The 23,088-nt window shown below is 60.2% G+C and carries 24 protein-coding genes; 12 read left to right on the top strand and 12 right to left on the bottom strand.

The genetic code is table 11. The annotated features are described in order from the left end of the window. The first annotated feature begins 14 nt into the window (after window positions 1-14). The 3 genes from FF098_RS01710 (at window position 15) to FF098_RS01700 (ending at window position 5,192) form a co-directional block, all read left to right on the top strand. A complete protein-coding gene (locus FF098_RS01710) occupies window positions 15-2,462 on the top strand; it encodes a CehA/McbA family metallohydrolase (RefSeq protein WP_166426271.1) in 2,448 nt (815 codons plus the stop codon). Window positions 2,463-2,554: 92 nt separating this feature from the next. Next, entirely contained in the window at window positions 2,555-3,538 is a 984-nt protein-coding gene (locus FF098_RS01705) for a glycerophosphodiester phosphodiesterase family protein (RefSeq protein ID WP_155136487.1), read from the top strand. A gap of 109 nt (window positions 3,539-3,647) precedes the next feature. Then, complete coding sequence (locus FF098_RS01700) at window positions 3,648-5,192, top strand: alpha-N-arabinofuranosidase (protein ID WP_155136484.1); 1,545 nt, start codon at window positions 3,648-3,650, stop codon at window positions 5,190-5,192. A gap of 260 nt (window positions 5,193-5,452) precedes the next feature. Here FF098_RS01700 and FF098_RS01695 read toward each other — a convergent pair whose 3' ends face one another. Then, entirely contained in the window at window positions 5,453-6,226 is a 774-nt protein-coding gene (locus FF098_RS01695) for an RNA methyltransferase (protein ID WP_155136481.1), read from the bottom strand. A 152-nt stretch (window positions 6,227-6,378) separates the two neighbouring features. Here FF098_RS01695 and FF098_RS01690 point away from each other — a divergent pair, with 152 nt between their 5' ends. Then, complete coding sequence (locus tag FF098_RS01690; protein WP_155136478.1) at window positions 6,379-7,590, top strand: NADP-dependent isocitrate dehydrogenase; 1,212 nt, start codon at window positions 6,379-6,381, stop codon at window positions 7,588-7,590. A gap of 90 nt (window positions 7,591-7,680) precedes the next feature. Here FF098_RS01690 and FF098_RS01685 read toward each other — a convergent pair whose 3' ends face one another. From FF098_RS01685 to FF098_RS01640, 10 genes are all read right to left on the bottom strand, one after another. After that, the gene (locus FF098_RS01685; protein ID WP_155136475.1) at window positions 7,681-8,451 is read right to left on the bottom strand and encodes a ferritin family protein; all 771 of its coding nucleotides are present in this window, start codon (window positions 8,449-8,451) and stop codon (window positions 7,681-7,683) included. Window positions 8,452-8,509: 58 nt separating this feature from the next. Then, a complete protein-coding gene (locus FF098_RS01680) occupies window positions 8,510-8,713 on the bottom strand; it encodes a hypothetical protein (RefSeq protein ID WP_155136472.1) in 204 nt (67 codons plus the stop codon). Between the two features lie 124 nt (window positions 8,714-8,837). Next, window positions 8,838-9,899 (bottom strand): zinc-binding metallopeptidase family protein, encoded by a 1,062-nt coding sequence (locus FF098_RS01675; protein ID WP_155136469.1) that lies wholly within the window; start codon window positions 9,897-9,899, stop codon window positions 8,838-8,840. Window positions 9,900-10,038: 139 nt separating this feature from the next. Then, window positions 10,039-10,425 carry an RcnB family protein gene (locus FF098_RS01670; RefSeq protein WP_155136466.1) on the bottom strand — a complete coding sequence of 129 codons (387 nt, stop codon included), beginning with the start codon at window positions 10,423-10,425 and terminating at the stop codon, window positions 10,039-10,041. An 80-nt stretch (window positions 10,426-10,505) separates the two neighbouring features. Then, window positions 10,506-11,723 (bottom strand): FAD-dependent oxidoreductase, encoded by a 1,218-nt coding sequence (locus FF098_RS01665; RefSeq protein ID WP_188544042.1) that lies wholly within the window; start codon window positions 11,721-11,723, stop codon window positions 10,506-10,508. A gap of 99 nt (window positions 11,724-11,822) precedes the next feature. Then, window positions 11,823-12,242 carry a hypothetical protein gene (locus FF098_RS01660; RefSeq protein WP_155136460.1) on the bottom strand — a complete coding sequence of 140 codons (420 nt, stop codon included), beginning with the start codon at window positions 12,240-12,242 and terminating at the stop codon, window positions 11,823-11,825. Between the two features lie 100 nt (window positions 12,243-12,342). Continuing rightward, on the bottom strand, window positions 12,343-12,756 hold the full coding sequence (locus FF098_RS01655; protein ID WP_155136457.1) for a hypothetical protein: 414 nt from the start codon (window positions 12,754-12,756) through the stop codon (window positions 12,343-12,345). Window positions 12,757-12,977: 221 nt separating this feature from the next. Then, window positions 12,978-13,466, bottom strand: coding sequence for a helix-turn-helix domain-containing protein (locus tag FF098_RS01650; RefSeq protein WP_155136454.1), 489 nt, complete (start codon window positions 13,464-13,466; stop codon window positions 12,978-12,980). 112 nt (window positions 13,467-13,578) lie between these two features. After that, a complete protein-coding gene (locus FF098_RS01645) occupies window positions 13,579-14,946 on the bottom strand; it encodes an L-serine ammonia-lyase (RefSeq protein ID WP_155136451.1) in 1,368 nt (455 codons plus the stop codon). Window positions 14,947-14,951: 5 nt separating this feature from the next. After that, window positions 14,952-15,749, bottom strand: a complete 798-nt coding sequence (locus FF098_RS01640; protein ID WP_155136448.1) for a competence/damage-inducible protein A — start codon at window positions 15,747-15,749, stop codon at window positions 14,952-14,954. 114 nt (window positions 15,750-15,863) lie between these two features. Here FF098_RS01640 and sfsA point away from each other — a divergent pair, with 114 nt between their 5' ends. From sfsA to FF098_RS01605, 7 genes are all read left to right on the top strand, one after another. Next, window positions 15,864-16,592, top strand: coding sequence for a DNA/RNA nuclease SfsA (gene sfsA, locus FF098_RS01635; RefSeq protein WP_155136445.1), 729 nt, complete (start codon window positions 15,864-15,866; stop codon window positions 16,590-16,592). A 59-nt stretch (window positions 16,593-16,651) separates the two neighbouring features. After that, complete coding sequence (gene map / locus FF098_RS01630) at window positions 16,652-17,503, top strand: type I methionyl aminopeptidase (RefSeq protein ID WP_155136442.1); 852 nt, start codon at window positions 16,652-16,654, stop codon at window positions 17,501-17,503. Between the two features lie 4 nt (window positions 17,504-17,507). Beyond that, window positions 17,508-18,233: a RadC family protein gene (gene radC, locus FF098_RS01625; protein ID WP_155136439.1), complete on the top strand. Its 726-nt coding sequence runs from the start codon at window positions 17,508-17,510 to the stop codon at window positions 18,231-18,233. A gap of 117 nt (window positions 18,234-18,350) precedes the next feature. Next, the gene (locus FF098_RS01620) at window positions 18,351-18,569 is read left to right on the top strand and encodes a hypothetical protein (protein ID WP_155136436.1); all 219 of its coding nucleotides are present in this window, start codon (window positions 18,351-18,353) and stop codon (window positions 18,567-18,569) included. Between the two features lie 70 nt (window positions 18,570-18,639). Continuing rightward, window positions 18,640-18,882 carry a ribbon-helix-helix domain-containing protein gene (locus FF098_RS01615; RefSeq protein ID WP_155136433.1) on the top strand — a complete coding sequence of 81 codons (243 nt, stop codon included), beginning with the start codon at window positions 18,640-18,642 and terminating at the stop codon, window positions 18,880-18,882. A 58-nt stretch (window positions 18,883-18,940) separates the two neighbouring features. Then, a complete protein-coding gene (locus tag FF098_RS01610) occupies window positions 18,941-20,587 on the top strand; it encodes a chloride channel protein (RefSeq protein WP_155136430.1) in 1,647 nt (548 codons plus the stop codon). A 33-nt stretch (window positions 20,588-20,620) separates the two neighbouring features. Further along, a complete protein-coding gene (locus tag FF098_RS01605; RefSeq protein ID WP_155136427.1) occupies window positions 20,621-21,127 on the top strand; it encodes a DUF488 domain-containing protein in 507 nt (168 codons plus the stop codon). A gap of 63 nt (window positions 21,128-21,190) precedes the next feature. On the opposite strand, the gene FF098_RS01600 is transcribed toward FF098_RS01605, so the two are convergent. Then, window positions 21,191-21,556, bottom strand: coding sequence for a YMGG-like glycine zipper-containing protein (locus FF098_RS01600; protein ID WP_155136424.1), 366 nt, complete (start codon window positions 21,554-21,556; stop codon window positions 21,191-21,193). A gap of 228 nt (window positions 21,557-21,784) precedes the next feature. Between FF098_RS01600 and purB the strand changes: the two genes are divergently transcribed. Further along, window positions 21,785-23,086 carry an adenylosuccinate lyase gene (gene purB / locus FF098_RS01595; protein WP_155136421.1) on the top strand — a complete coding sequence of 434 codons (1,302 nt, stop codon included), beginning with the start codon at window positions 21,785-21,787 and terminating at the stop codon, window positions 23,084-23,086. Window positions 23,087-23,088 lie beyond the last annotated feature (2 nt).

Here is a 23,088-nt window from a genome sequence, read left to right as displayed (position 1 = left end):
CAATGGAGGGTTGCATGAAGAAACGGATTTCACTGCACACAGGCGCGGCTGTTTTCGCGGGGCTTGCAGCACTGGCCGGCGCCGCGAATGCACAATGGACCAATCATTACCCGAAGCTCGATGATTTCGGTCACCAGGTCTATCTTGAGCAATATGAGCTGCCCTTCCTGTCTGCCGGGCCGACGGCGCCTGCCCCCTCCCCCGATGGCCGCAATATCGCTTTTGCGGCAAAGGGCTGGATCTGGCTGCTGGACATCGAGAGCGGTGTCGCCGAGCGCCTGACCTATGGCGCGGCCATGGACAGCCGCCCGCGCTGGTCGCGCGATGGCGACCGGCTCGCCTTCGTGCGCGACAGCGGCAGCGACACGGCGGTCATCATCCGCGACATGGCCGACGGCCGCGAGAGCGTGATTGATTCCCCCGGCATCGAGCTCGACCCGGAATTCTCCGCCGACGGTACCTATCTCTATTACACCTCGGCGCAGGATGGCGTGCTGAGTATCTGGAAGCGTCATATCAATGCGGGGACGGAAGAAAAGCTGACCGATTTGCGACAGGTCGAGCGCAACGCCCGCCTGCTGGCGGACGGCTCGGGCCTCGTCTATCTGCACAGCGCCTATCCGGTGAGCAGCCTGCGCCTGCGAGACTTCATGGCGGGTACGGATGAAGCCCTGACGGAGATCAACCTGCCGCCGCTTCTGGCTGCCGATGTGCACCCGAGCGAGCGAACCCTCGTCTATACCGCACCGCAGGCGGACGATCATCACCTGATGCTGGCCGATCTCGACAGACCGGGCATCACCCGCCAGCTGACCAGTGGCGAGACATACGCGCTGATGCCGGCCTTCAGCGCCGATGGCACGATGATCTATTTCGTCATGCCGGACGAGGAGCAGCAATTCGGCCTGATGCGCATCCCCACCGCCGGTGGCAAGCCGGAGGCTGTCGAGATCACCGAATGGGATTACGGCCAGCCGACCGGCGACATGGTGGTGACGACCACGGATGAAGACGGCAATCCGATGCCAGCGCGCCTGTCGATCACCGACGCCAATGGCCACCCGGTCGCAAACCCGGAGGGGCCGACCTATTTCGATCCACAGCATGGCCGCGTCTATTTCTACTCCGATGGCAGCGTCGACCTAGGTGCTGTCCTGCCCGGCCGGTATGAGATCACTGCCGTGCACGGTCCGATGTCAACGCCGGTAACGAGCACTGCTCGCGTCAATCGAGGCAGCGCGGCTGAACCGAGCCTGAGTATCGAAACGATCTGGGATGCAGAGGCGGCAGGCTATGTCTCCGCCGATCATCACATCCATCTCAATGCCGATGGCCCGCACCGCATGGCACCGACAGACCTGCTGCCGCTGATGGCGGGAGAGGATCTCGACCAGGTCGCGCCGATGGCGTGGAACCGATACAGCCGCCAGGTTGACGAGTTCATGGTCGGCGAGCGTGCTACGCAAGGTGATATGACTGTGGCGATGTCGCAGGAAGTGCGCTCCAACTTCCATGGTCATGTCGGGCTGATCGGCGTGGGCGAGCCATTCTACCCCTGGTATTTCGGGCCTGATACGCCGCGCTTCGGCTCCCCCGACCGGACAAATGGCGATGTCATCGCCTATGCGACGGAAACCGGCGCGCTGCCGACCTATGTCCATTCCGTCGGCAGCCATGACGATCCGTTTGCGGAGGATGTACCGCGCGGCATCCCGCTGGAGATGATTTCCGATACGGTATTGTCGCCTGAGACAGGCATCGAGCTTGTCTGCATGTGGACGAGCCCGCTGGGCACAGCCGAGGTCTGGTATCGCCTGCTCAATATCGGCCAGCCGACACCGGCGACGTCGGGCACGGACATGATGTCCGACTTTGCCCGCGCCCCGGCGATCGGCACGGCGCGGGTCTATGCCCGCGCCGAAGAGGGCACGGATTTCGATGCGGTGCTGGATCAGGTGCGCGCCGGCAAGACCTTCCTGTCGACCGGCCCTGCCCTGTTGTTCGAGATCGCTGGCGCTGAACCGGGCGAAACGGTCGCGAGCGGCGAGCAGGACTGGAAAGTCACGCTGGCGAGCGCTGCGGCGGTCGAGAAACTGGAGATCATCGTCAATGGCGAGATCGTCGAGACGCTGGACGGCGTCGGCGCAGGCGAGACCCGTGTCTATGAGGGCAGCATCACCCTGCCGGAAGGCGGATGGGTCGCGGCACGCGCCCATGGCGGTGAGCCCGCCTGGCCGACCATGGCAGTGACGCGCTTTGCCCATTCCTCACCTGTCTGGATCGGCGAGATCGGCAGCACTGATCCCGCGGCACAAGCGGCGGCAGCCTCCGACCTGCTCCGTGCGCTGAATGGTGCAGAGGAGCGCGCGAAGCGAGCCTATGACGATACACCGACGCCGAAGCTGATGGCCCGTTTTGAAGAGGCCCGCCAGAAGCTGCAGGGGATGACGGGCGCAGAATGATCGAATTCCCGACATAGCCGTCCCGGAGAACCAGTTTCGCCATAATTGTGCGGTCATATGCTCCCGGAACGACAGAACGAGGGAATTTTCATATGGCACGCAAGCTGCTGATCGGCGCGGCACTGATTATCGGTGCGCTCTGGCTCAATAACAACTCATTGTTCTCCAGGCCTGCCGCAGGGACGGAGCCGAAACTGATCGCTCATCGCGGGGTCGCGCAGACATATCACCGAGAAGGACTGACAGATAAAACCTGCACGGCGGAGCGCATCGACCCGCCGACCCATCCCTATCAAGAAAACACCATCGCCTCGATGCAGGCGGCGTTCGAGGCTGGCGCAGCCGTGGTCGAGATCGATATTCATCCGACCCCTGATGGCCACTGGGCCGTCTTCCATGACTGGACACTGGATTGCCGCACCGAAGCGAACGGCGTGACACGACAGACCCCGATGAGCGTGCTGAAGACCCTCGATATCGGCTATGGCTATACCGCCGATGGTGGGCAGACCTATCCCTTCCGCGGCAAGCATGTTGGCGAGATGCCAACGCTGGCCGAAGTGATGGATGCCCTGCCGGAGGGACGCTTCCTGATCAACTTCAAGGGCGGGCCAGCCGATGATGGCCTGTTGCTCGCCCGGGCTGTCGCACAGAACCCTGCATGGGCGGATCGCATCTGGGGCTATTATGGCGCTGCAGGCCCGACAATCGCAGCGGCCACGGCAACCGACCTGCCCGGCGGTACCAAGCCGGTGATGAAGGAATGCCTGCTGCGCTACATCGCGACCGGCTGGAGCGGGCACATGCCGGAGGCCTGTCGAGACACGATCGTTTTCGTCCCGCAGAACTATACCCCACTGCTCTGGGGCTGGCCGCACAAATTCACCGCGCGGATGGAAAAGGCGGGCACGGCCGTGGTGCTGCTCGGCGCTCATGAAAAAGGCGACCCGGGCACGACAGGCATCGATTCGGCAGAACAGCTGGGTGATGTGCCCGACCGCTTCGGCGGCTATGTCTGGACCAACCGGATCGAGATGATCGGTCTGTTGTCACGGGATGTATCGAGAGAAGAATAATCGGTCAAAAAGCCTTTGAGTACGCCACTGCAAACCATTGCAACATTGGCGGGCCGGGGCTTGCCTGTAATGTACCCCTGACCAAAAAGAGAAACGTCAGGGAAACTCAATGTTCAGAAATTCTATCGCCGCGCTTGCCGCGTTCGCCACCATGTCCGCCGCAGGCGCCCTCTCCGTCGCCGCGGCACAGACAGACATCAAGATCGACCGCGATGCACCGATCGGCACGATCCAGCCGGAGGTCTATGGCCAGTTCCTGGAGCATCTGGGCACTCAGGTCTATGATGGCATCTGGGTCGGCGAGGACAGCGACATTCCGAATACGGATGGCATTCGCAACGACGTGTATGGCGCGCTGGACAGGCTGGACATTCCGGTCATCCGCTGGCCCGGCGGCTGTTATGCCGACATGTATCACTGGCGCGATGGTATCGGCGATGAGAGAACCCCGCGTGTGAACATGAGCTGGGGCGGCACGCCGGAACCGAACGGCTTCGGCACCCATGAATTCTTCAACCTTGCCGAAAAGCTTGGCGCGAAAACCTATCTCAACGTCAATCTCGGCTCAGGTACGATCACCGAGGCCGCCGACTGGCTGGAATATATCACAGCGACCGGCGACTCCGCGCTGGCGCAGGAGCGCCGCGCCAATGGCCGCGAGAACCCGTGGAAAATCGATTACCTGTCCATCGGCAACGAGACATGGGGCTGTGGCGGGAACATGCGCCCGGCCTATTACGCCGATCTCTATGCCCAATGGGCGACGCTGCTGAAGGTCGAGGGCGAGATGCCGGTGCGCATCATCTCCGGCTCGCACGAAGGCAATATCGATTATTCCGACGAGATCCTAGACCACCCGGCCATGGGCAATCTCAGCGACGGCATCTCCGTCCATTACTACACCCTGCCGACCGGCGACTGGGGTGAGAAAGGCGATGCGCTGGACTTCCCCGAAGAAGAATGGATCTCGACGCTTTCGCGCACGATCAAGATGGACGGCATCATCGAGGAACAGCTCGCCATGATCGACAGCCATGATCTGGGCGAGGAGAAGCTGGGCCTTTATGTCGATGAATGGGGCATGTGGGTCGATGGCGAGGAAGGCGCGCCGGCGCTGAACCAGCAGAACACGATCCGCGACGCCGTCGTTGCCGCGCTGAACTTCGACATCTTCCACAAGTATGCAGACCGGGTGCCGATGACCAATATCGCCCAGATGGTCAACGTGCTGCAGGCGATGATCCTGACTGACGGGCCGGAGATGATCCTGACACCGACATACCATGTCTATGAAATGTATGTCCCGTTCCAGGGCGCAACGGCGCTGCCAGTCAGCTTCGACAGCCCGGATTACAGCCATGGCGGCGAGACCATCCCCGCCCTGAGCGTTTCGGCGGCGATTGCCGAAAATGGAGACATCCTTATCTCGGTGGTGAATGCCGATGCCAGTGACGCCCATGACGTAACCCTGCCGGCCTTCGGCGCCGCTAGCGCGACCGTGCGCCAGCTGACCGGTGACAGCATGGATGCTCACAACTCGTTCGATGATCCGGACGCGGTGACACCGGTTCAGTTCGACGTGCCGGTCACCAGTGGCAAGCTGCGCATGCGGCTGGAGCCGCGCTCGGTCAGCGTTCTGCGTATCGAGCAATAGTCATCTTCGAAGCGTCAGGAAGGGCTGCACTCTGTCGTGCCTGACGCTTCAAATGATCCATTGCGCTGAAAACATCACAAAGCCAGCGATAGCTAGCCACAGTCCGGCCTCAACACCGTTATAGTAGAGGATCAATCCCGCAGCGATTACGAACAAGTATACCAAGTTTAAAACAACACGTCGCATGGGTGACCTTTGCATTATCTCTCTACAGAAAATAGTCTGAGCGATCGCTATCGATAGCGATGCCGAAAACCAAATCAGGATTCTCCGCGTCGCCCCATTCCTCGCCCTCGCGCAAGTGCCTTGACGATGCCGCGCATCAACTGGGTATCGGCGCGGGTGAAGCCCGCCCGCTTGATCGTCGTGCGGATGTTCCGCTCCATGACCTCGCGTTTCTCGGGCGGAAAGAAAAAGCCTGACGGTTCCAGTTCGGCGAACAGATGGTTGATCAGCCCGTCCGTGTCGGCCTGGGTGGGGACCTCTGCTGCGTCCATCCTGGAGTCAAAGCGCTCGCCCTTGCCCGCGACCTTCGACCATTCCCATGCAGCGAGCAGCACGGCCTGACCGAGATTGAGGGAGGAGAAATCCGGGTTCAACGGCACGGTCAGGATGCCGTGGCACAGGGAGATGTCATTGGTGTTGAGGCCGGATTTCTCGCCACCGAACAGGATGGCGCAGGTCTGGCCCGAATCGATGCGCGGCTTGACCTCGGCCATCGCGTCCTCCGGTTCATAGACCGGCAGGTACAGCTCTCGCTGGCGAGCTGTGGTAGCCAGAACATAGGTGCAATCAGCGGTCGCGTCCTCGACGCTGTCGAAGACCCGCGCATTGTCGACGACACTGGACGCACCGGCGGCCATCGCGCCGGCCTTCGGGTTGGGCCAGCCATCGCGCGGACGCACCAGCCGCAGGCCGGTCAGCCCGAAATTCAGCATCGCCCGGGCCGCTGCGCCGATATTCTCGCCCATCTGAGGGTCGACCAGGACGATCACCGGACCGGGACCAAGCCCGTATTTTCTCTTGTCTGTCATAATGCATGTCCGCCCGCGCCGGGCGCCTTATGTCGTCGGTATGTCTGACGGTTGTAGCCCCTGCCCCTTGTGCATCAAAGAGGGCCAATGCTATAGCCCTGCCGTAATCACCGAATTCAAGATCCGTCAAACCTCAGGGGTTAGAAATTTCCATGGATAAAATCAAAGTGAAAAACCCGGTCGTCGAACTCGACGGCGACGAGATGACCCGCATCATCTGGCAGATGATCAAGGACAAGCTCATCCACCCTTACCTCGATATCGACCTGCATTACTACGATCTCGGCATAGAGGAGCGCGACCGCACCGAAGACCAGATCACGGTCGATGCGGCAAACGCGATCAAGGAACATGGCGTCGGCGTCAAATGCGCGACCATCACCCCGGACGAAGCCCGCGTCGAGGAATTCGGCCTGAAGAAAATGTGGCGTTCGCCGAACGGCACGATCCGCAACATCCTTGGCGGCGTTGTCTTCCGCGAGCCGATCATCATCAAGAACGTGCCGCGCCTCGTACCAGGCTGGACCCAGCCGATCATCATCGGCCGTCACGCATTCGGCGACCAATATCGTGCAACCGACATGCTGTTCCCGGGACCGGGCAAGCTGACCCTGAAATGGGAAGGCGAGAACGGCCAGGTCGAAGAGCACGAGGTCTATGACGCGCCGTCCTCCGGCGTTTACATGGGCATGTACAACCTCGATGAGTCGATCAAGGACTTCGCCCGCGCCAGCTTCAACTACGGTCTGCAGCGCGAATACCCGGTCTACCTGTCGACCAAGAACACCATCATGAAAAAATATGATGGCCGCTTCAAAGACATCTTCATGGAAATCTTCGAGGCCGAGTTCAAGGACAAGTTCGACGAGAAGGGCCTGACCTATGAGCACCGCCTGATCGACGACATGGTCGCGGCCTGCATGAAATGGTCCGGCGGCTATGTCTGGGCGTGCAAGAACTATGATGGCGACGTTCAGTCCGACACGGTTGCGCAAGGCTTCGGCTCGCTCGGCCTGATGACCTCCGTCCTGCTGACGCCGGATGGGAAGACAGCCGAGGCGGAAGCAGCCCACGGCACCGTCACCCGCCACTATCGCGCCCACCAGCGCGGCGAGGAAACCTCGACAAACTCAATCGCGTCTATCTTTGCCTGGACGCGCGGCCTCGCCCGCCGCGGCAAGATGGACGACACGCCGAAGGTCGTGGAGTTCGCCGACAAGCTGGAGCAGACCGTCATCAAGACTGTCGAGAATGGCGACATGACCAAGGACCTGGCACTGCTGATCGGCGCCGACCAGGGCTGGCAGACGACGACCGGCTTCCTCGACAAGGTCGACGAGAACTTCCAGAAGGCAATGGGCTAAGTCTGAGGCCTTTCCGTCTTCATACAGACAAATAAAAAGCCGCCGGTCATTCCGGCGGCTTTTCTGTACCATCTGATATCAGGCCAGTAATCAGGATTGGGCAGCGAGTACCGTGGTCTCGGCAGCGGCGGCTGCTTCCTCTGCGCTTTCGTCAGCGTCAGTCTCTTCAGCCTCCCCGGCCTCTTCATCTTCAGGATCGGGTTCCTGAATGCCTGCCTGAGGGTCGTCTTCGATCTCATCTTCGTCCGGCATGGCCCCCTCCGGCAGCGCACCTTCCGGCAGCGCATCGACCAGCAGGGCGAGCGCATCCCGCTCTGCTCTCAGGCCCGGAAGCACCTCCTGAAAAAAAGTTTTGGTTTCCACACTGATCGCCGGGTCAGCGAGATAACCACGCAGGGTTTCGACAAGATAGCTTTCGCCGCTCAGCGCTTCGGCCAGCACAAGCTCGGCCCCCCCCTGCAGGGCATCGGAGATATTGACGATAGCGAAAAATCCATCCCCCTCTGCCGAAGCTGTAGTGCGTGCTTCCCCATCCAGATCGGCCACGCGTACCTGAACTTCCCTTGCGAGAGAGTTACGGGCATCGCCGAGCGTTTCATACAGTGACGGCGCCTCGCCGGCCCGAACGAGGTCTGCTGCAGCCTCGTTCCCGGCCGCAGCGTCATAAGACTGAGAGGCGGCGAGCAGGATAGCCGTCAGCTCGTCCAGCGCACGAAGGTCTGCCTCGCGCTGGTCGGCGGCACTGATCTGGTTTTCGGGGGCGTTGTCTGCCGTGGCAGGGCCTGCCTGATCGGCAGGGACTGTGGCGCAGCTGGTCGCAAGGACTGCTGCAGCGATGAGGGTAAATACTGTACGAACCATTCCACCGCCTGTTCTGATGAGAAGGGTGTCCCGGCCAAGCCGGAACACCCATCATATTTTAAAGCCGATCCGGATCTTCCATCTCGTCTTCGATGTCGTCACCGACTTCTTCCATCTCGTCGCCGGCATCTTCAACTGCGTCTTCGGTATCTTCAATCGCTTCTTCTACAGCATCGCCTGCATCGTCAGCGGAATCGTCCCCACAAGATACAGCAAAGAAACTGCCGAACATAATTACTAACAGCGCAAAAAGTTTCTGCATCGTCATTCTCCTTTGACGGTTGCTTCAGTGCTCCGGCACCTGCCGGCATACTGCTACAATCCCACACAAATACATTGCGTCGCAGCAAAGTTCCACTGTTTCTGTAATTTCCGTAACATTTACTTCATCTATTACTGATGGATAGCAATAGCCGCGCTGCATTGAGAACCGCACCATGAGCGGTTGTCTCCCGATTGGAATGATAATTCCAGGTTGGTATTTGCAGCGTGGCTCCCGTAAACTGACCTTGTGAGAGGGTGACAAGGCGGCCAAGCTCCGTGATCCCGAGCCCCTGTTCCGGTTCCCCTGCGGCTCTTGCCTTTTCGTTCGCCGCTTCGATGAAGGCATCCTTGAACAGGACTGGAATGCCAAGCTCTTCTGCGCCATTTGACAGCTGCGCCACCATGGCTTCATCGAAAGCCCCGTTGGCATCCTTGCGGCGCAGGACGACCGTGCCCCTTGCGGCCTCTGCACCGTCGGCGAAGGGCGAGGTATCGATCACCAGAAACTCGCTGAAGGACGACATTCTCTCGCCTGCCCATTGCAGGATATGCCCGGCGGAGCGTCCGATTTCCTCCTCGGCGGCAAAGACGATCTTGCCTGTCAGGCCCGCCTCGGCAGCGACCCTCAGCAGCGCGGCTGACAACGGGTTATCCAGCTGGCCGGAGACGAGGTTTTCCCCTTCACGCTGAACGGTACGGGCAAAAGCGACGGGCGTTCCTTCGGGCAAGAGCGGCAGGCCCCTGAAATGAAACCGTACGCGCTCATTGTCCGTATCGAGAATAACATCCTCGACATCGCCGTAGGCAAGGCGCCCGCCAGTCTGCCGGTCATAGGCAAACATTTCCTCGCCCCGATAACGGCTGGCGATCTTGTCGAACAGGGATTGCGAGGGAGCGGCCATCTGTCCGTATTTCTCGGTCTTGACCGCGAAGGCAGCAAAATTGCCATGCCCCTGCCCGTCCATGATCACACCATGGCGGTCGACATGGGCGCAATGGATCGGCCCCGCCGTGCCTGTCTCCACGATGGTCAGGTTACGGCGACGCGTGACGGCAAACCCGGCTGCGGAAAAATCACGCTCCAGATAGTCGAGGAATGGCGTCTCATGCCCGACGACACTCGGGAAATCGAGGTATTCAGCTGTCTTGGCGATAATCCTCGCCGTCAGGGTAAAATCATCCATCAGAAACCATCCATCGCGCCGTCCTTGCGGAAAGCACCATGAATAATTTGTGACGGCAGGGCGAGAGAAAAGTTGGGCGAGAGAAAAGTAGGCGAGACAATAATGGCGCGAGGTTACCCCCGCGCCATCAGCCTTCTGCCTAGTACTGGTTGACCAGGGCCGAGATGACCTGCGTTGCAGCCTCGATCAGCAGGATCTCGCCACTCGTCTCGGCGTAATAATAACCCTGCGGCGGACGGCGCAGGCCGTAGTCGCCATAGTCGCGCAGTACGCGATAGTCGCGGTCAAGACGGTCGCCGACACGCCATGCATTGCGCTGACCGTCGCGATAGCCCTGCTCATAGGCGTCACGCAGGCGGTCACGATCGCGCTGGCGATAATCGTCATTGACGTAATAGCCATAATCGGCGCTGCACCAGCCTTTCTTGGCATGGCCCGGCGGGCAATGTTTGGGATCGGCAGATGCCGGGGCGGCGAACAAAAGACCGCCAGCAATCGTGGACAGGAATAGTGCTCTTGTCAGCATGGGAACCTCCTTGTTGCCCTTGTTTAAACGGCTTTAACGCGGAGAAGTTCTGCTGGAGTCTGCGATTCCTTTTTCCTGCCTTATTTGGCTTGCCGAAACATCTCCAGTGGTCTTGTTCTCAGTGCGCCAAGGGGAGAACCCAGCTCCCCGGCGACCATGCCACCAAGCATCCATTGCACCGGTGCCAGACGAGAGACGGGCGACAGAAGGTGATCGCGCAAGGCTGCCACGATGCGGCTGTCTGATTGATAGAAGGGCGTAAAAACCAGGCTGATCAATTGATAGAGATGCACATGCAGCGCTCTCATGCGGGCATATTCACCGAGGGCTGTATCGAGATCGGGCTGCGCGGCCAGGGCTGTATCAACAGCCAGCGCATCGAGGAGCGCCATATTTGCCCCCTGTCCCAGCTGCGGGCTCGTTGCATGAAAACTGTCACCCATGTGGACAATCCGTCCACTGACGGGATTGCCGAGTGTCCGGTGGCGATAGCGTGCCATGACAAGATCATCATGCGCCGTAATCTGGTCGACAAAAGCAATTGCCTGGGGCCAGACCCTCAGCACCGCCTCTTTCCACTGATCTAAGGGCGAGCGATACCAGAGATCGTAGTCGTCCTGTTTCAGGCTCCAGAAAAAAGCTGTCTGCCTCGTATCGCGCCCTGCAGGCTGGCCGATCGGCAGCACACCGGCCATGCAGGAGGCATATTCATAGCGCTGTTCCAGCGTGTTCCCGTTGAAACCGCTGTCCGGCCAGTCCAGGCTGGCCCAGAGCGCACCGTAGGTCAGCTCGCGTCCACGGCCTGTGGAGAGTACGGACCGGGAGCCGAGGCAGTCGAGCACCAGGTCGAAAGGGCCATGGCGTTTGCCATCCACCATCTCCAGCCATTGGCCGCCCTTGCCATTCACTGCCGCAGCAATCGTCCTGTCATGGGTTATCGACACCCCTTGCACCTCGGCACTAGCGAGCAGAGCACGGAACAAGGTGTCTCGATGAACGGCGATGCCATGCTTGCCGGTACCGGGCGCACCGTAGCGCACATCGAGTACGATCCGGTTCGACGGCATGACGCGGCCAAACAGACGGTCGATCCGCGCGCCGTGATCCATAATGGCCGGAAGGCATCCAAGCTGGTCCAACACTGTCAGGCCGACAGGCTGCAGGATAAGCCCGGAGCCGACAGGTGCCGGTGCCGGCGACTTGTCGAATATCTCAACCCTGTGACCGCGCCGGGCCAGAAAAGCCGCAGCGGCAAGACCGGCGATGCCGGCTCCAGCAATCGCAACTGACAAAGTCATGACGTTCTGCCCCCGATAAGTGCGGTTCACTCTGGCGTGTTTCACCTGCTGCGCAAAGACCATGGAACGGGTCTGATCGTCGCAAAGGTAGCTGCTGTATTATCTTTTCTTGAACCGGTTGAACCAGATCACCCCGATCATAAACAAGACCTCTACACCGAACAGCACGTTGATCAGGATGACGTAATAGGTCGGGCTCATCGTGATCCTTGTCATGTGGGAGAGGAAGATGCACAGCTCGAAAACCATCATGTAGACAGGCCAGACCGGACCGCTGTTTTCACCCACGGGCCAGAAGTGAAGCTGGAAGAAGATATAGATCAGCGCGATGTTGATGATGATCTCGACCAGCAACGGGCTGTAATCATCGATCATCATGTGGATGACATTGCTTGTCACCCACGAAAATACGATGGCCAGCACCCCGATATGGATGCGCCTGTCCTTGACCAGCCACGCGCTGAGGATGAGAATCACCATCAGCGCGAGGAAGACGACTGTGATAAACGTCTTGAACACGATATCCCCGACCCGCAGCCCCCCGGTATCACATTCGATTCAAAAGGCCGGAATAGTCAAGGAAAACCGGGCGGTTAACCGTGGATTTGCGGTGAACGGACTAGCTTAGCCCGAGTGCGGAACCCAGGATACCGGAAAGCCGCATCAGGGTCTCTGGCTGCACAGTATCCTCCCCCCGCAGGGACAGGGGCACCAGCTCGCCAAAGGCGCTATGCGCCTCGGTCAGCGAGGCATAGAACTGCATCGCTGCTGCCATGATGGCTTCCTTGTCGCCGGAGCCGATTACGGCACTCAGGCCATCAAGACTGCCGGAAATATGCTGATAGGCGCCAGAAACTAGTTCATTTTCGCCAGTTGCCGCGATAAACTGATCCCTGGTAGTGTCCAGTTCCGCAAGTTGCTGCTGCCAGGTTGCAACAACCGCAACGGCGCCAGCACCTGCAAGTGCCTTGGCACCGGTGAATACCTTGCGCTCATAGGCGCGCAGGCTAGCTTTCATGGAAGATAGGGTCATACTCAGCCTCATTTCTGTTGACCAACCCGAAGTTGTTTCGAATTGAGGCTTTCAAATTTTGGTAAAAGGCTTTAAGAAACCGTGAATTGAGGGAATCAGCTGAACGATGTCCGATAGAGACGACAACGTTACTTATTTGCCGAAATGGCTGACGCATGGCCGCACCATCCGGGCGGACCAGAGCATTATCTATCGTGCGCTACGCAGCTATATGGATCGTCTCAACAAGACGTATCAGGAGAAGGAGGCTGTGTCTCTAGAGCCTCGAAAAGAGAACGAAGAGTAGACGACGGATCGTCGCGATACGACTTCAGAAACTCCATCAGTTTCAATAACTTGTCTGATTGAACTTCCCAATACTCATCGGGCAGGTCGTCATTTATCAGGTCGTCCAGCTTGCCCCTGCTTTTGAGGCTGGAGACGACGTCAGGCAGGTAAATCCGCAGGAGCGCTGACAAGGCCTCGGGCGTCATCGCCTCGCGCAGGCCATCCTTCTCGAAATGAACCGCCGGATGGGTGAACAGCCTGAACGCATCGATGTCGAAAATGCGCGCAAGACGATAGATCATCTCCGGCGTATATGGCGTTTCATTCTTCTCAAGGGCATCGAGCTGGTCGCGCGGGATATCCATCAACTCGGCAAGCTCTTCCTCTGTGAGGCCGCTTTCAAGTCGCCAGTCACGAATAAATATACGCGTAAAATCGCCCATTGGTCCAAACACTCCTGCCAGTTTTTCGAACAGGGCGGCTTTATTCTGCCCCAGGGATACGTTTCAAGGCAAGATGCCTTTGACAGTTCCCCAAGCCGGCTCCGGCCTTTCGTCAGCACTCGACTACATTTACGGCGAGTCCCCCCTCACTGGTTTCCTTGTATTTGCGATTCATGTCTACGCCGGTCTGCCGCATGGTCTCGATTACCTGATCGAGGGAGACCTTGTGCGGGCCATCGGATTGCAGGGCCAACCGTGCGGCGTTGACCGCTTTCACTGCACCGATGGCGTTGCGCTCGATGCACGGGATTTGCACAAGCCCGCCAACCGGGTCGCAGGTCAGGCCGAGATTATGCTCCATCCCGATCTCCGCAGCATGCTCGATCTGCTGTGGCGTCCCGCCCCAGACGGCGGCAAGACCGGCTGCAGCCATGGAGCAGGCAACGCCCACTTCGCCTTGGCAGCCCATCTCGGCGCCCGAGATCGAAGCGCGCTGCTTGTACAGGATACCGATGCCCCCAGCCGTCATCAGGAAGCGGCGGATCTTTTCCATTTCCGCCAGCCCGTCCATGGCACAATAGAACTTGATCACGGCCGGGATGATACCCGCAGCGCCATTGGTCGGCGCAGTAACGACCTGGCCGCCGGCGGCGTTCTCTTCGTTCACCGCCATGGCAAAGACGTTGAGCCAGTCGAACAGGGCCTCACGCTCGTTCAGGGGCCCGTGGCGGGTCAGCTTCGCATGAAGCGCTGGCGCCCGGCGATTGACGCGCAAGCCCCCCGGCAGGATGCCTTCGGTTCGCAGCCCCCTGTCGATACAGGCCGACATGACTTTCCAGATATTGTCGATCTTGCGCAGGGTCTGGGCGCGTGGCCGGAATGCGTCTTCATTGCGCGCGATCAGTCTGTAAACTGATATGTTATCCTTCCCGCATTGCTGGAGCAGTTCGGCGGCCGAGTTGAACGGGTACCGCACCTCAAGCGCATCGGCGATCTCGTCACGGCCCATCTCGCTCTCATGGCGAACGAAGCCCCCGCCGACAGAATACCACGTCTGCTCGAAAAGCTCTGATCCCTGATCGTCATGGGCGACAAGGCGCATGCCATTGGGATGCAATTCCGGCATGATATCGCCGCGCAGGTCGATATCACCCTTCACATCGAACATGATTTCCTTCTTGCCCAGCAAGCTGATGCGGCCTTCATCACGGATTTTATGCAGTTTGTCTTCGATGCCGAGCGTATCGATCTTTTCCGGTGTCTCACCGCAAAGCCCGAGCAGGACGGCCCGGTCCGTACCGTGACCGACGCCAGTCAGGGCAAGCGAGCCCTGAAGCTCGACCATCACCCGTGTCACAGCATCGAAATGCCCGGCTTCTTCGCAGGCCATCAGGAAACGCCGGGAAATGAGCATTGGCCCGACAGTATGGGAGGAGGATGGCCCGACGCCGATCTTGAAGATATCGAAAACGCTCAGCATGGGCGTCAGTCCTCATCCGTGACGGGCATGCCCTCGACCAGCTGTGGCTTCATTTCCTTTTGCTGCATGATCTCGTGCACCTTGAGGGCGACAGCATGGACGTCTTCCTTCACATAGCCGCGCAGCACGATAGCGACATTGCGCCCCTGCCCGGTCTTGCCCGGATAGCTGCCGATGGAAATGTCAGGGTGCGACGCCTGCAAGGCTTCAAGCGCTTCGGCGATCTCGCTTTCCTTCGCATTCCCGCGCACGGTGAAGGCGATGCGCGATGGCCCGCGCTCTATCTGGCCATCCACGGCATCCAGCATGGACTGGAAGATTTTGGGCACGCCAGCCATGACGAAAACATTCCCGATACGGAAGCCCGGCGCGCCGGAAACGGCATTGGCGATCAGGCTCGCGCCTTCGGGCACACGTGCCATGCGGCGGCGGGCGGGCGTAACCTCCTCACCGCGCGCATCATACCATTCCTTCAGGATCGCCAGCGCATCGTCGCGAACATCCGTATGCGCCTCGAATGCCTTGCCGATGGCAAGGGCGGTGATGTCATCATGGGTCGGGCCGATGCCGCCGGAGGTGAAAACATAATCCGCCCTGCCGCGCACATCGTTCACGGCACCGACGATCACTTCTTCGATATCCGGCACGATACGCACCTCGACCAGGTTGACGCCACGGGCGGTCAGCCAGTTGGCAAGGTAGTGCATATTGGCATCGCGGGTGCGCCCGGAAAGGATCTCGTCGCCGATGGCGACCATGGCGGCGGTGGGGTTGCGCTGTGTCATGTTCTCGTTCTCGCTCATGGAGCTACTCATAGACCGTCACTTAGAAGAATGCACCTTCTTGACAAAGGGTGGCTCGTCACACACCCCTGCCACATATCTCAGCAAGTCCAGTCACGACCGGAGACAGACCCCATGCGCTTTCCCTCTCCCCTGATCGAAGGCACTCTGTTGAAGCGATACAAGCGTTTCCTCGCCGATGTGCGCCTGAATACGGGCGAGGAAATCACCGTGCATTGCCCCAATCCGGGCGCGATGATGGGCGTTGCGCCTTCGGGTGCGCGCTGCTGGGTGTCGCTGAGCCCGAACAAGGCACGCAAGCTGCCCCACACGCTGGAACTGGTGGAGATCAGCGATTTTGGCAGGCCGGTCATCACCGGCATAAACACCGGCCATCCGAATAAAATCGCCGAGGAGGCGATCATGCGCGGCGTGATCCCGGAACTTGCCGGCTATGACAGCCTGCGCCGCGAGGTGAAATATGGCGAGAACTCGCGCATCGACCTGCTGCTGGAAAGCGAAAGGCGCAAGCCCTGCTATGTCGAGGTGAAAAACGTCCATCTGCGCCGGTCTGACACGCCGCTGGCGGAATTTCCGGACAGCGTCACCGCCCGCGGACTGAAGCACCTGAAGGAGCTGGAACAGGTCGTGCGTGACGGCAACAGGGCCGTGATGCTCTACATCGTCCAGCGCAGTGACTGTTTCACCCTGTCGCCGGCCTGGGATATAGACCCGAAATACGCAACGGGGCTGGTCGCGGCGGAAAAGGCCGGGGTCGAGCTGATCGCCTGGGACTGCGAGGTCACGACCAGCGAGATCGTGCTGCGCCGGGCGATGGAGATCGACCTGGACAACCGCCCCTGAAAAAGCCTCTGGTTCAAGGCCCGCTTGTTATCCCTCTGTTCAACCGCTAGATAGGCTGGATGACAGACGCAGCGATTACCGACACACCGCGCCGCACCGGCGAGATCCGCCAGCACGGGGAAGAAGGCTTTGAAGGCATGCGCAAGGCCGGTCGCCTTGCCGCCCGGTGCCTCGACCTGCTGGCAGAGCATGTGAACCCCGGTGTCTCGACCGAGGAAATAGACCGCATCGCGCGGGAATTCGTGCTCGACAACAACGCCCTGTCGGCGACGATCGGCTATCGCGGTTATCGCCATGCGACCTGCATCTCGCTGAACCATGTCGTTTGCCACGGCATTCCCGGCCCGAAACTGTTCAAGGATGGCGATATCGCCAATATCGACGTGACCGTGATCGTCGATGGCTGGCATGGCGACACCAGCCGCATGTATTACGCCGGTGAGCCGAAGGTCATCGCCCAGCGCCTGACCGATGTGACGTTTCAGGCCATGTGGAAAGGCATCGAACAGGTAAAGCCCGGCGCGACCCTCTATGACATCGGCAAGGCGATCCAGACCTATGCGGAGGCCGAGGGCTTCTCGGTCGTGCGCGATTTCTGCGGCCATGGCCTCGGCCAGGTTTTCCACGACGCGCCGAACGTTGTGCACTATGGCGAATATCGCGACCGCATGCTGCAGGTCCACAAGGCGCCGTCGATCCCGCTGAAGGAAGGCAATTTCTTCACCATCGAGCCGATGATCAATGTAGGCAAGCCGGATGTGAAGATTCTTAAGGATGGCTGGACCGCCGTGACCCGCGACAAGTCCCTGACCGCGCAGTTCGAGCATTCCATTGGCGTCACGAAGGATGGCTATGAGGTGTTCACCGCCTCCCCCAAGGGCCTCGACAAGCCGCCTTATTCCGCAGGCTGACGGCATGGCCGAGGGGGACGAGCTTTTTCCGGCCACGCCGGAAAAGAAAGCCAGAGTGGATGACCACCGCGCCGGCCACCGGGAACGCCTTCGCGCCCGTTTCGTCAAGGCCGGTGTCGATGGCGTGCAGGATTACGAACTGCTGGAGCTTGTCCTGTTCCGCGCCATTCCGCGCAAGGATGTGAAACCCCTTGCCAAGACCCTTCTTGATCGCTTCGGCTCTTTCGCCGATGTTCTCGCAGCCCCGCGCGAGCGGCTGAAGGAAGTCTCCGGCGTCTCCGACACGGTCGTGACCGAGATGAAGGTCGTGCAGGCGGCGGCGGTGAAGTTCGCGCAGGACAACATCCTTCATCGCACTGTGCTTTCCTCCTGGGCTGACCTTCTCTCCTACTGCCGCGCGGCAACCGCCTATGAGAAGATCGAACAGTTCCGTATCCTCTTCCTCGACAACAAGAACATTCTGATCGCGGACGAAAAGCAGCAGACCGGCACGATCAACCACACGCCGGTCTATCCGCGCGAGGTCGTCAAGCGGGCGCTGGAACTGGACGCTGCCTCGATTATCCTCGTCCACAACCACCCGTCCGGCGATCCGACGCCTTCACGCCCCGACATCGACATGACCAATCGCATTGTCGAAGCCGCCGGCGCCGTGGGCATCAAGGTCCACGATCATCTCGTCATCGGGCGGGGCCAGCACGTCTCCTTCAAGGGTCTGGGCCTGCTATAGACGCCGCTTGGGACGGTCCCATGACCTATCCTTCATGGTGTCTTTACCATTTTCAGGCTAATATCGGGCACGTTTTGCCTGCCCCATGGCGGGCGCCAGCGATTGCGGATCTGAACCATGACCGACAAACCATCCCATAGCCGCCTGCGGATCATGCTGGCGCAATTCCTGATCGAGAATCAAATCGACTTGGAAGATCTCTATGCAGCCCTTGGTGCCGACACCGAGGATTGCGACGAAGGTGCCCTGTCCCACATCGCCGGGGTGCTGGACGGGATGAATGTCGCCTCGACCCGTATCCGCCAACACGGTCTCGACCAGTGGACGAAGTCCTGAGCCTGAACCGGCATTATATGACCTGCCGAACGCGCCGTGACGGGCGCGTTTTGTGTTTTGGGCCGGCCACATGAAGAAACGCTCCGTCTCGATCTCCGGTCACCGAACCTCGATCTCCCTGGAAGAAGAATTCTGGGACCTGCTGAACGCAATCGCCCGGCAGCAGGATCGGCCACTCGCCCGCCTGATCGCGGAAGTCGACCGCAACCGGATCAAGTCAGCGGAGCCCGCAAACCTGTCATCGGCGCTGAGGGTCTATGTGCTGAAGCATGTGCTGGCCGAACACAGCGAAAAGTCGCCAGAAAAAGGCTGATTGCGCACGCCTTCAGGCTGTCTTGCCCAGCGAATAATGCTACGAGCGAAGCAGTGTCATGGTGAAACCGCATACAACGAGGGTCCGTCTGCTGCTCTGGCTGCGCCATGCGCGCCAACGGGCCTATCAGCTCGCCAATTACAAGGTCTGGATCCTCTCTGCGCTGATCGGCGTGGTCGTCGGTTACGGCGTGATCGGCTTTTCCCTCGCGATCGACTGGATGAGCGCCCTTGCCTATGGCGAAGGGCGGATCGCCATGGCGAGCGGCATCCGCGACCTGAACCCCGCTCGCGCCTGGATCGTGCCCGTCATCGGCGGCGTTGCCGTAGGCGCCCTTCTGTACATCGCCAAACATCTGAAATGGCTGCCTGAGGTCAAGTTCCAAGGCGTCGCCGAAGTGATCGAGGCACGCGCCGGACCGCCGGGCCATGTTTCCTTCCGTGCAGGGATGGTCAACACCGCCGCAGCAGTCGTCGCGCTCGGCTCTGGTGCCAGCGCGGGCCGTGAAGGCCCGGCCGTGCTGCTCGGCGGTGCAATCTCCACTGCGATGTCGGAACGCTGGGGCCTGTCCGGCAAGGATGCGCGCACGCTGTTGGGCTGTGGCGCGGCGGCGGCGGTCGCGGCAAGCTTCAACGCACCCATCGCCGGCATGTTGTTCGCGCTGGAAGTGATCCTTGGCAATTACGCCCTGTCGGTCTTCGGCCCCGTCGCCCTGTCGAGCATAACCGCCGCTGTAATCGCCCGTATCCACCTGAGCGATGTTCGCGCTTTCGTCATACCGCTCTATGGCGAGTCCGGGCCGTGGGACATCCCCTTCTCAGCAGCGCTGGGCATCGTCTGCGGCCTTGTCGCCTTCGGCTTCCTGCTGTTGACCTCTTCCCTCCAGCTATGGGTCCGGCGGCAGGTGGCCCGCTTCAAGGTCGAGCAAGCGTTACTCCCGCCGATCGCAGGAATGCTGATGGGCACGATCGCCCTGTTCTATCCGGAGGTGCTGGGTGTCGGCTATGAGGCGACGACCGAGGCAATCCAGGGCAGCTACACACTTGCCATGCTGACGATCCTGCTGATCATCAAGCTCGGCGCGACCGCCGTCTGTCTGTCCTGCCGGTTCGGTACAGGCGTTTTCTCAGGCGGTATCTTTTTTGGCGCGATCTCAGGCGCGGCATTCGGCGCGGTGCTGGGCATCTTCATTCCAGGCCTGTCGGCCGACCCGACCTTTTATGCCATGGTCGGCATGGGGGCCGTCTCCGGCGCCATTCTCGGCGCGCCGATCTCGACGACGCTGATCGTCTTCGAGCTGACTGGCGACTACCAGATGACCGTCGCGCTGATGATCGCCGTCGGCATCGCGACGCTGATCTCGCAGACCTTCTTCGGCTCGTCCTGGTTCCACTGGCAACTCGGACAGCGCGGCTATGACCTCTCCGAAGGGCCACAGGGGATGATCCTGCAAACGATCCGTGTACGCGATGTCATGCGATCAATGCCTGAGGACTCAAGTCCGCTGGAAGAGGGTGTGGCGCGGCTGCGGCCCGACCATTCCCTCGGCGAGGCTCTTGCCCGGATGCGCGACCATGACCGCGACGGAATGCCGGTGACGGATATAGACGACCGCTCGAAGGTGATCGGCTATATCACACAGGTCCGTGCCCTCGCCGTCTATAACCGGGCCCTGATCGAGAGCAATATCGAGCACCACCGCTAGCAACCGTGTGTTCCGGTCTGCTAGGCTGCCAGGATGATCTTCACCATCGGCCATTCCAACTATCCGATAGATGACTTTATCGACCTACTTCAGGGAGCCGACATTACGGCGCTGGCAGATGTACGCTCCGCGCCATGGTCGAAACGTTGGCCGCAATATCGCAGGGAAGAGCTGAAAAGCGCACTGACCAAGACTGGCATCGCCTATGTCTGGATGGGTGATGCACTCGGCGGCAGACCGAAAGACCCGGCCCTCTGGCGCGAAGGCAAACCCGCCCGCGATCTCATCGCTGTCTCGCCTGCCTTCAATATCGCCATCGAGCGCTTGACCACCGGCATGGAGACCCACCGCATCGCGATCATGTGCGCCGAGAAAGACCCACTCAACTGCCACCGCACCCATCTCGTCACACCGGCGCTCATCGCCCGCGGGATAGAGGTTTGCCACCTGCTCGCTGACGGTAGCATGATCGGACACGCACAACTAATCGCAGCGGATGAGCCGCCAAGTCCGGACCTCTTTTCCCGGCCTTCGACATAGAAAAAGCCCGGCTCGAAACTCGTAGCCGGGCTTTTTTACGCTACTGCAATGCGCGGGAGGGGATTAGCCGCGCAGGGCACCGTTCTGCCAGTAGGTGCGGCCATTGGCACCGTAGTAGTAATAACGGCCGGCAGACTGGTCATAATAGAGTTGCTGGCCGGCAGCATCCTGCTTCAGGCGCGTGCCTTCACCGGAATTGATGTCTTGCTGGCGGCCACGGGCAGCACCGGCAGCACCACCAACAACAGCGCCAATCGCAGCGCCGGTGCCGGCATCGCCGTCGCCGACATTGTTACCGATGACACCACCAACGACAGCGCCGATACCGGCACCGGCTGCGGTGTTACGCTCGACATTGCCTGTCGTGGTGCAGGCAGCAGCCATCAGGGCGATTGCCGAGATACCGCCGAAAACTTTGAATTTGCTCATTTTCTTTCTCCTCTGAACCGCCCTTTCGGGCATTAAGCGAACTCTGAACACAGCTTGCATTGTAACCGTTCGCTTGTGGCAATATGGTGAAGTAATTAAGGCAGGCACATCAGCTTTTCGTGAGCACTATAAAAAGCCGAAAGATAGCCGGAAACAGGGACTTGCGATCTTGCCATCGCTTGCCGGGGCGCGTACCACCCCGTTTTCAGGAACAGGAATGCCACAATCATGATCCCTCGTTATACCCGTCCCGACATGGCCGCCCTCTGGGAACCGCAGGCAAAATTCCGGATCTGGTTCGAGATCGAGGCCCATGCCGCCGACAAGATGGCAGAGCTGGGCATTATCCCGGCGGAAGCCGCGAAAACGATCTGGGACAAGGCGGGCGATGCCGAATTCGACGTCGAGCGAATCGACGAGATCGAGCGCGTCACCAAGCATGACGTTATCGCCTTCCTGACGCACCTCGCCGAGATCGTCGGCCCGGAAGCGCGATTCGTGCATCAGGGCATGACCTCGTCGGACGTGCTCGACACCTGCCTGTCCGTGCAGCTGACCCGCGCCGCCGACATGCTGCTCGCAGATATGGACAAGGTTCTGGCGGCGCTAAAGAAGCGCGCGCTGGAGCACAAGGACACCGTCTGTGTCGGGCGCAGCCATGGCATTCATGCAGAACCTGTCACCTTCGGCCTGAAAATGGCGCGTTTCTATGCCGAGATGGAGCGCGGGAAAAAGCGTCTCGAAGCCGCGCGCGAGGAAATCGCAGTCTGCGCCATCTCCGGTGCCGTCGGTACCTTTGCCAATATCGATCCGTCAGTCGAGGAACATGTCGCCGAGAAACTGGGCCTGAAGCCGGAGCCGATCTCCACCCAGGTCATCCCGCGCGACCGCCATGCGGCGTTCTTTGCGGCTCTCGGCCTTATCGCTTCGTCGATCGAGAACATCGCGACAGAAATCCGTCACCTTCAGCGCACGGAGGTTCTGGAAGCCGAGGAGTTCTTCTCCAAGGGCCAGAAGGGCTCATCCGCCATGCCGCACAAGCGTAATCCGGTGCTGACCGAGAACCTGACCGGCCTTGCCCGGCTGGTGCGCATGTGCGTGACCCCGGCTATGGAGAACGTCGCCCTGTGGCATGAGCGCGATATCTCCCACTCCTCCGTCGAGCGCGGCATCGGGCCGGATGCGACAATCCATCTGGACTTTGCCCTCAACCGCCTCGCCGGCGTGGTCGAGAACCTCGTCGTCTATCCGGAGCGGATGCTGGCCAACATGAACTCGCTCAACGGGCTGATCTTCTCCCAGCGCGTCCTGCTGGCGCTGACGCAGGCTGGTGCAAGCCGCGAGGATGCCTATTCTTTCGTGCAGCGCAACGCCATGCCGGCCTGGCGCGGCGAGGGGCTGTTCCTCGACAATTTGAAGGCCGACAAGGACGTCACCGACAAGCTGCCCGTCGACGAACTGGAAGCGCTGTTCGATCTCGACTACCACACCAAGAATGTCGATGTGATCTTCAAGCGGGTGTTCGGATAGAC

The organism is Aquisalinus luteolus (assembly GCF_009712425.2).
Lineage (GTDB): Bacteria > Pseudomonadota > Alphaproteobacteria > Caulobacterales > Parvularculaceae > Aquisalinus > Aquisalinus luteolus.
The sequence above is the reverse complement of the archived record's forward strand: the minus strand, read 5'-3'. Positions and strand labels throughout refer to the sequence as shown.

Bases quoted from the DNA above. Each gene is read 5' to 3' on its own strand.
- FF098_RS01710 (WP_166426271.1), top strand. From the start codon at position 15: ATGAAGAAACGGATTTCACTGCACACAGGCGCGGCTGTTTTCGCGGGG.
- FF098_RS01705 (WP_155136487.1), top strand. From the start codon at position 2,555: ATGGCACGCAAGCTGCTGATCGGCGCGGCACTGATTATCGGTGCGCTC.
- FF098_RS01700 (WP_155136484.1), top strand. From the start codon at position 3,648: ATGTTCAGAAATTCTATCGCCGCGCTTGCCGCGTTCGCCACCATGTCC.
- FF098_RS01695 (WP_155136481.1), bottom strand. From the start codon at position 6,226: ATGACAGACAAGAGAAAATACGGGCTTGGTCCCGGTCCGGTGATCGTC.
- FF098_RS01690 (WP_155136478.1), top strand. From the start codon at position 6,379: ATGGATAAAATCAAAGTGAAAAACCCGGTCGTCGAACTCGACGGCGAC.
- FF098_RS01685 (WP_155136475.1), bottom strand. From the start codon at position 8,451: ATGGTTCGTACAGTATTTACCCTCATCGCTGCAGCAGTCCTTGCGACC.
- FF098_RS01680 (WP_155136472.1), bottom strand. From the start codon at position 8,713: ATGCAGAAACTTTTTGCGCTGTTAGTAATTATGTTCGGCAGTTTCTTT.
- FF098_RS01675 (WP_155136469.1), bottom strand. From the start codon at position 9,899: ATGGATGATTTTACCCTGACGGCGAGGATTATCGCCAAGACAGCTGAA.
- FF098_RS01670 (WP_155136466.1), bottom strand. From the start codon at position 10,425: ATGCTGACAAGAGCACTATTCCTGTCCACGATTGCTGGCGGTCTTTTG.
- FF098_RS01665 (WP_188544042.1), bottom strand. From the start codon at position 11,723: ATGACTTTGTCAGTTGCGATTGCTGGAGCCGGCATCGCCGGTCTTGCC.
- FF098_RS01655 (WP_155136457.1), bottom strand. From the start codon at position 12,756: ATGACCCTATCTTCCATGAAAGCTAGCCTGCGCGCCTATGAGCGCAAG.
- FF098_RS01650 (WP_155136454.1), bottom strand. From the start codon at position 13,466: ATGGGCGATTTTACGCGTATATTTATTCGTGACTGGCGACTTGAAAGC.
- FF098_RS01645 (WP_155136451.1), bottom strand. From the start codon at position 14,946: ATGCTGAGCGTTTTCGATATCTTCAAGATCGGCGTCGGGCCATCCTCC.
- FF098_RS01640 (WP_155136448.1), bottom strand. From the start codon at position 15,749: ATGAGCGAGAACGAGAACATGACACAGCGCAACCCCACCGCCGCCATG.
- sfsA (WP_155136445.1), top strand. From the start codon at position 15,864: ATGCGCTTTCCCTCTCCCCTGATCGAAGGCACTCTGTTGAAGCGATAC.
- map (WP_155136442.1), top strand. From the start codon at position 16,652: ATGACAGACGCAGCGATTACCGACACACCGCGCCGCACCGGCGAGATC.
- radC (WP_155136439.1), top strand. From the start codon at position 17,508: ATGGCCGAGGGGGACGAGCTTTTTCCGGCCACGCCGGAAAAGAAAGCC.
- FF098_RS01620 (WP_155136436.1), top strand. From the start codon at position 18,351: ATGACCGACAAACCATCCCATAGCCGCCTGCGGATCATGCTGGCGCAA.
- FF098_RS01615 (WP_155136433.1), top strand. From the start codon at position 18,640: ATGAAGAAACGCTCCGTCTCGATCTCCGGTCACCGAACCTCGATCTCC.
- FF098_RS01610 (WP_155136430.1), top strand. From the start codon at position 18,941: ATGGTGAAACCGCATACAACGAGGGTCCGTCTGCTGCTCTGGCTGCGC.
- FF098_RS01605 (WP_155136427.1), top strand. From the start codon at position 20,621: ATGATCTTCACCATCGGCCATTCCAACTATCCGATAGATGACTTTATC.
- FF098_RS01600 (WP_155136424.1), bottom strand. From the start codon at position 21,556: ATGAGCAAATTCAAAGTTTTCGGCGGTATCTCGGCAATCGCCCTGATG.
- purB (WP_155136421.1), top strand. From the start codon at position 21,785: ATGATCCCTCGTTATACCCGTCCCGACATGGCCGCCCTCTGGGAACCG.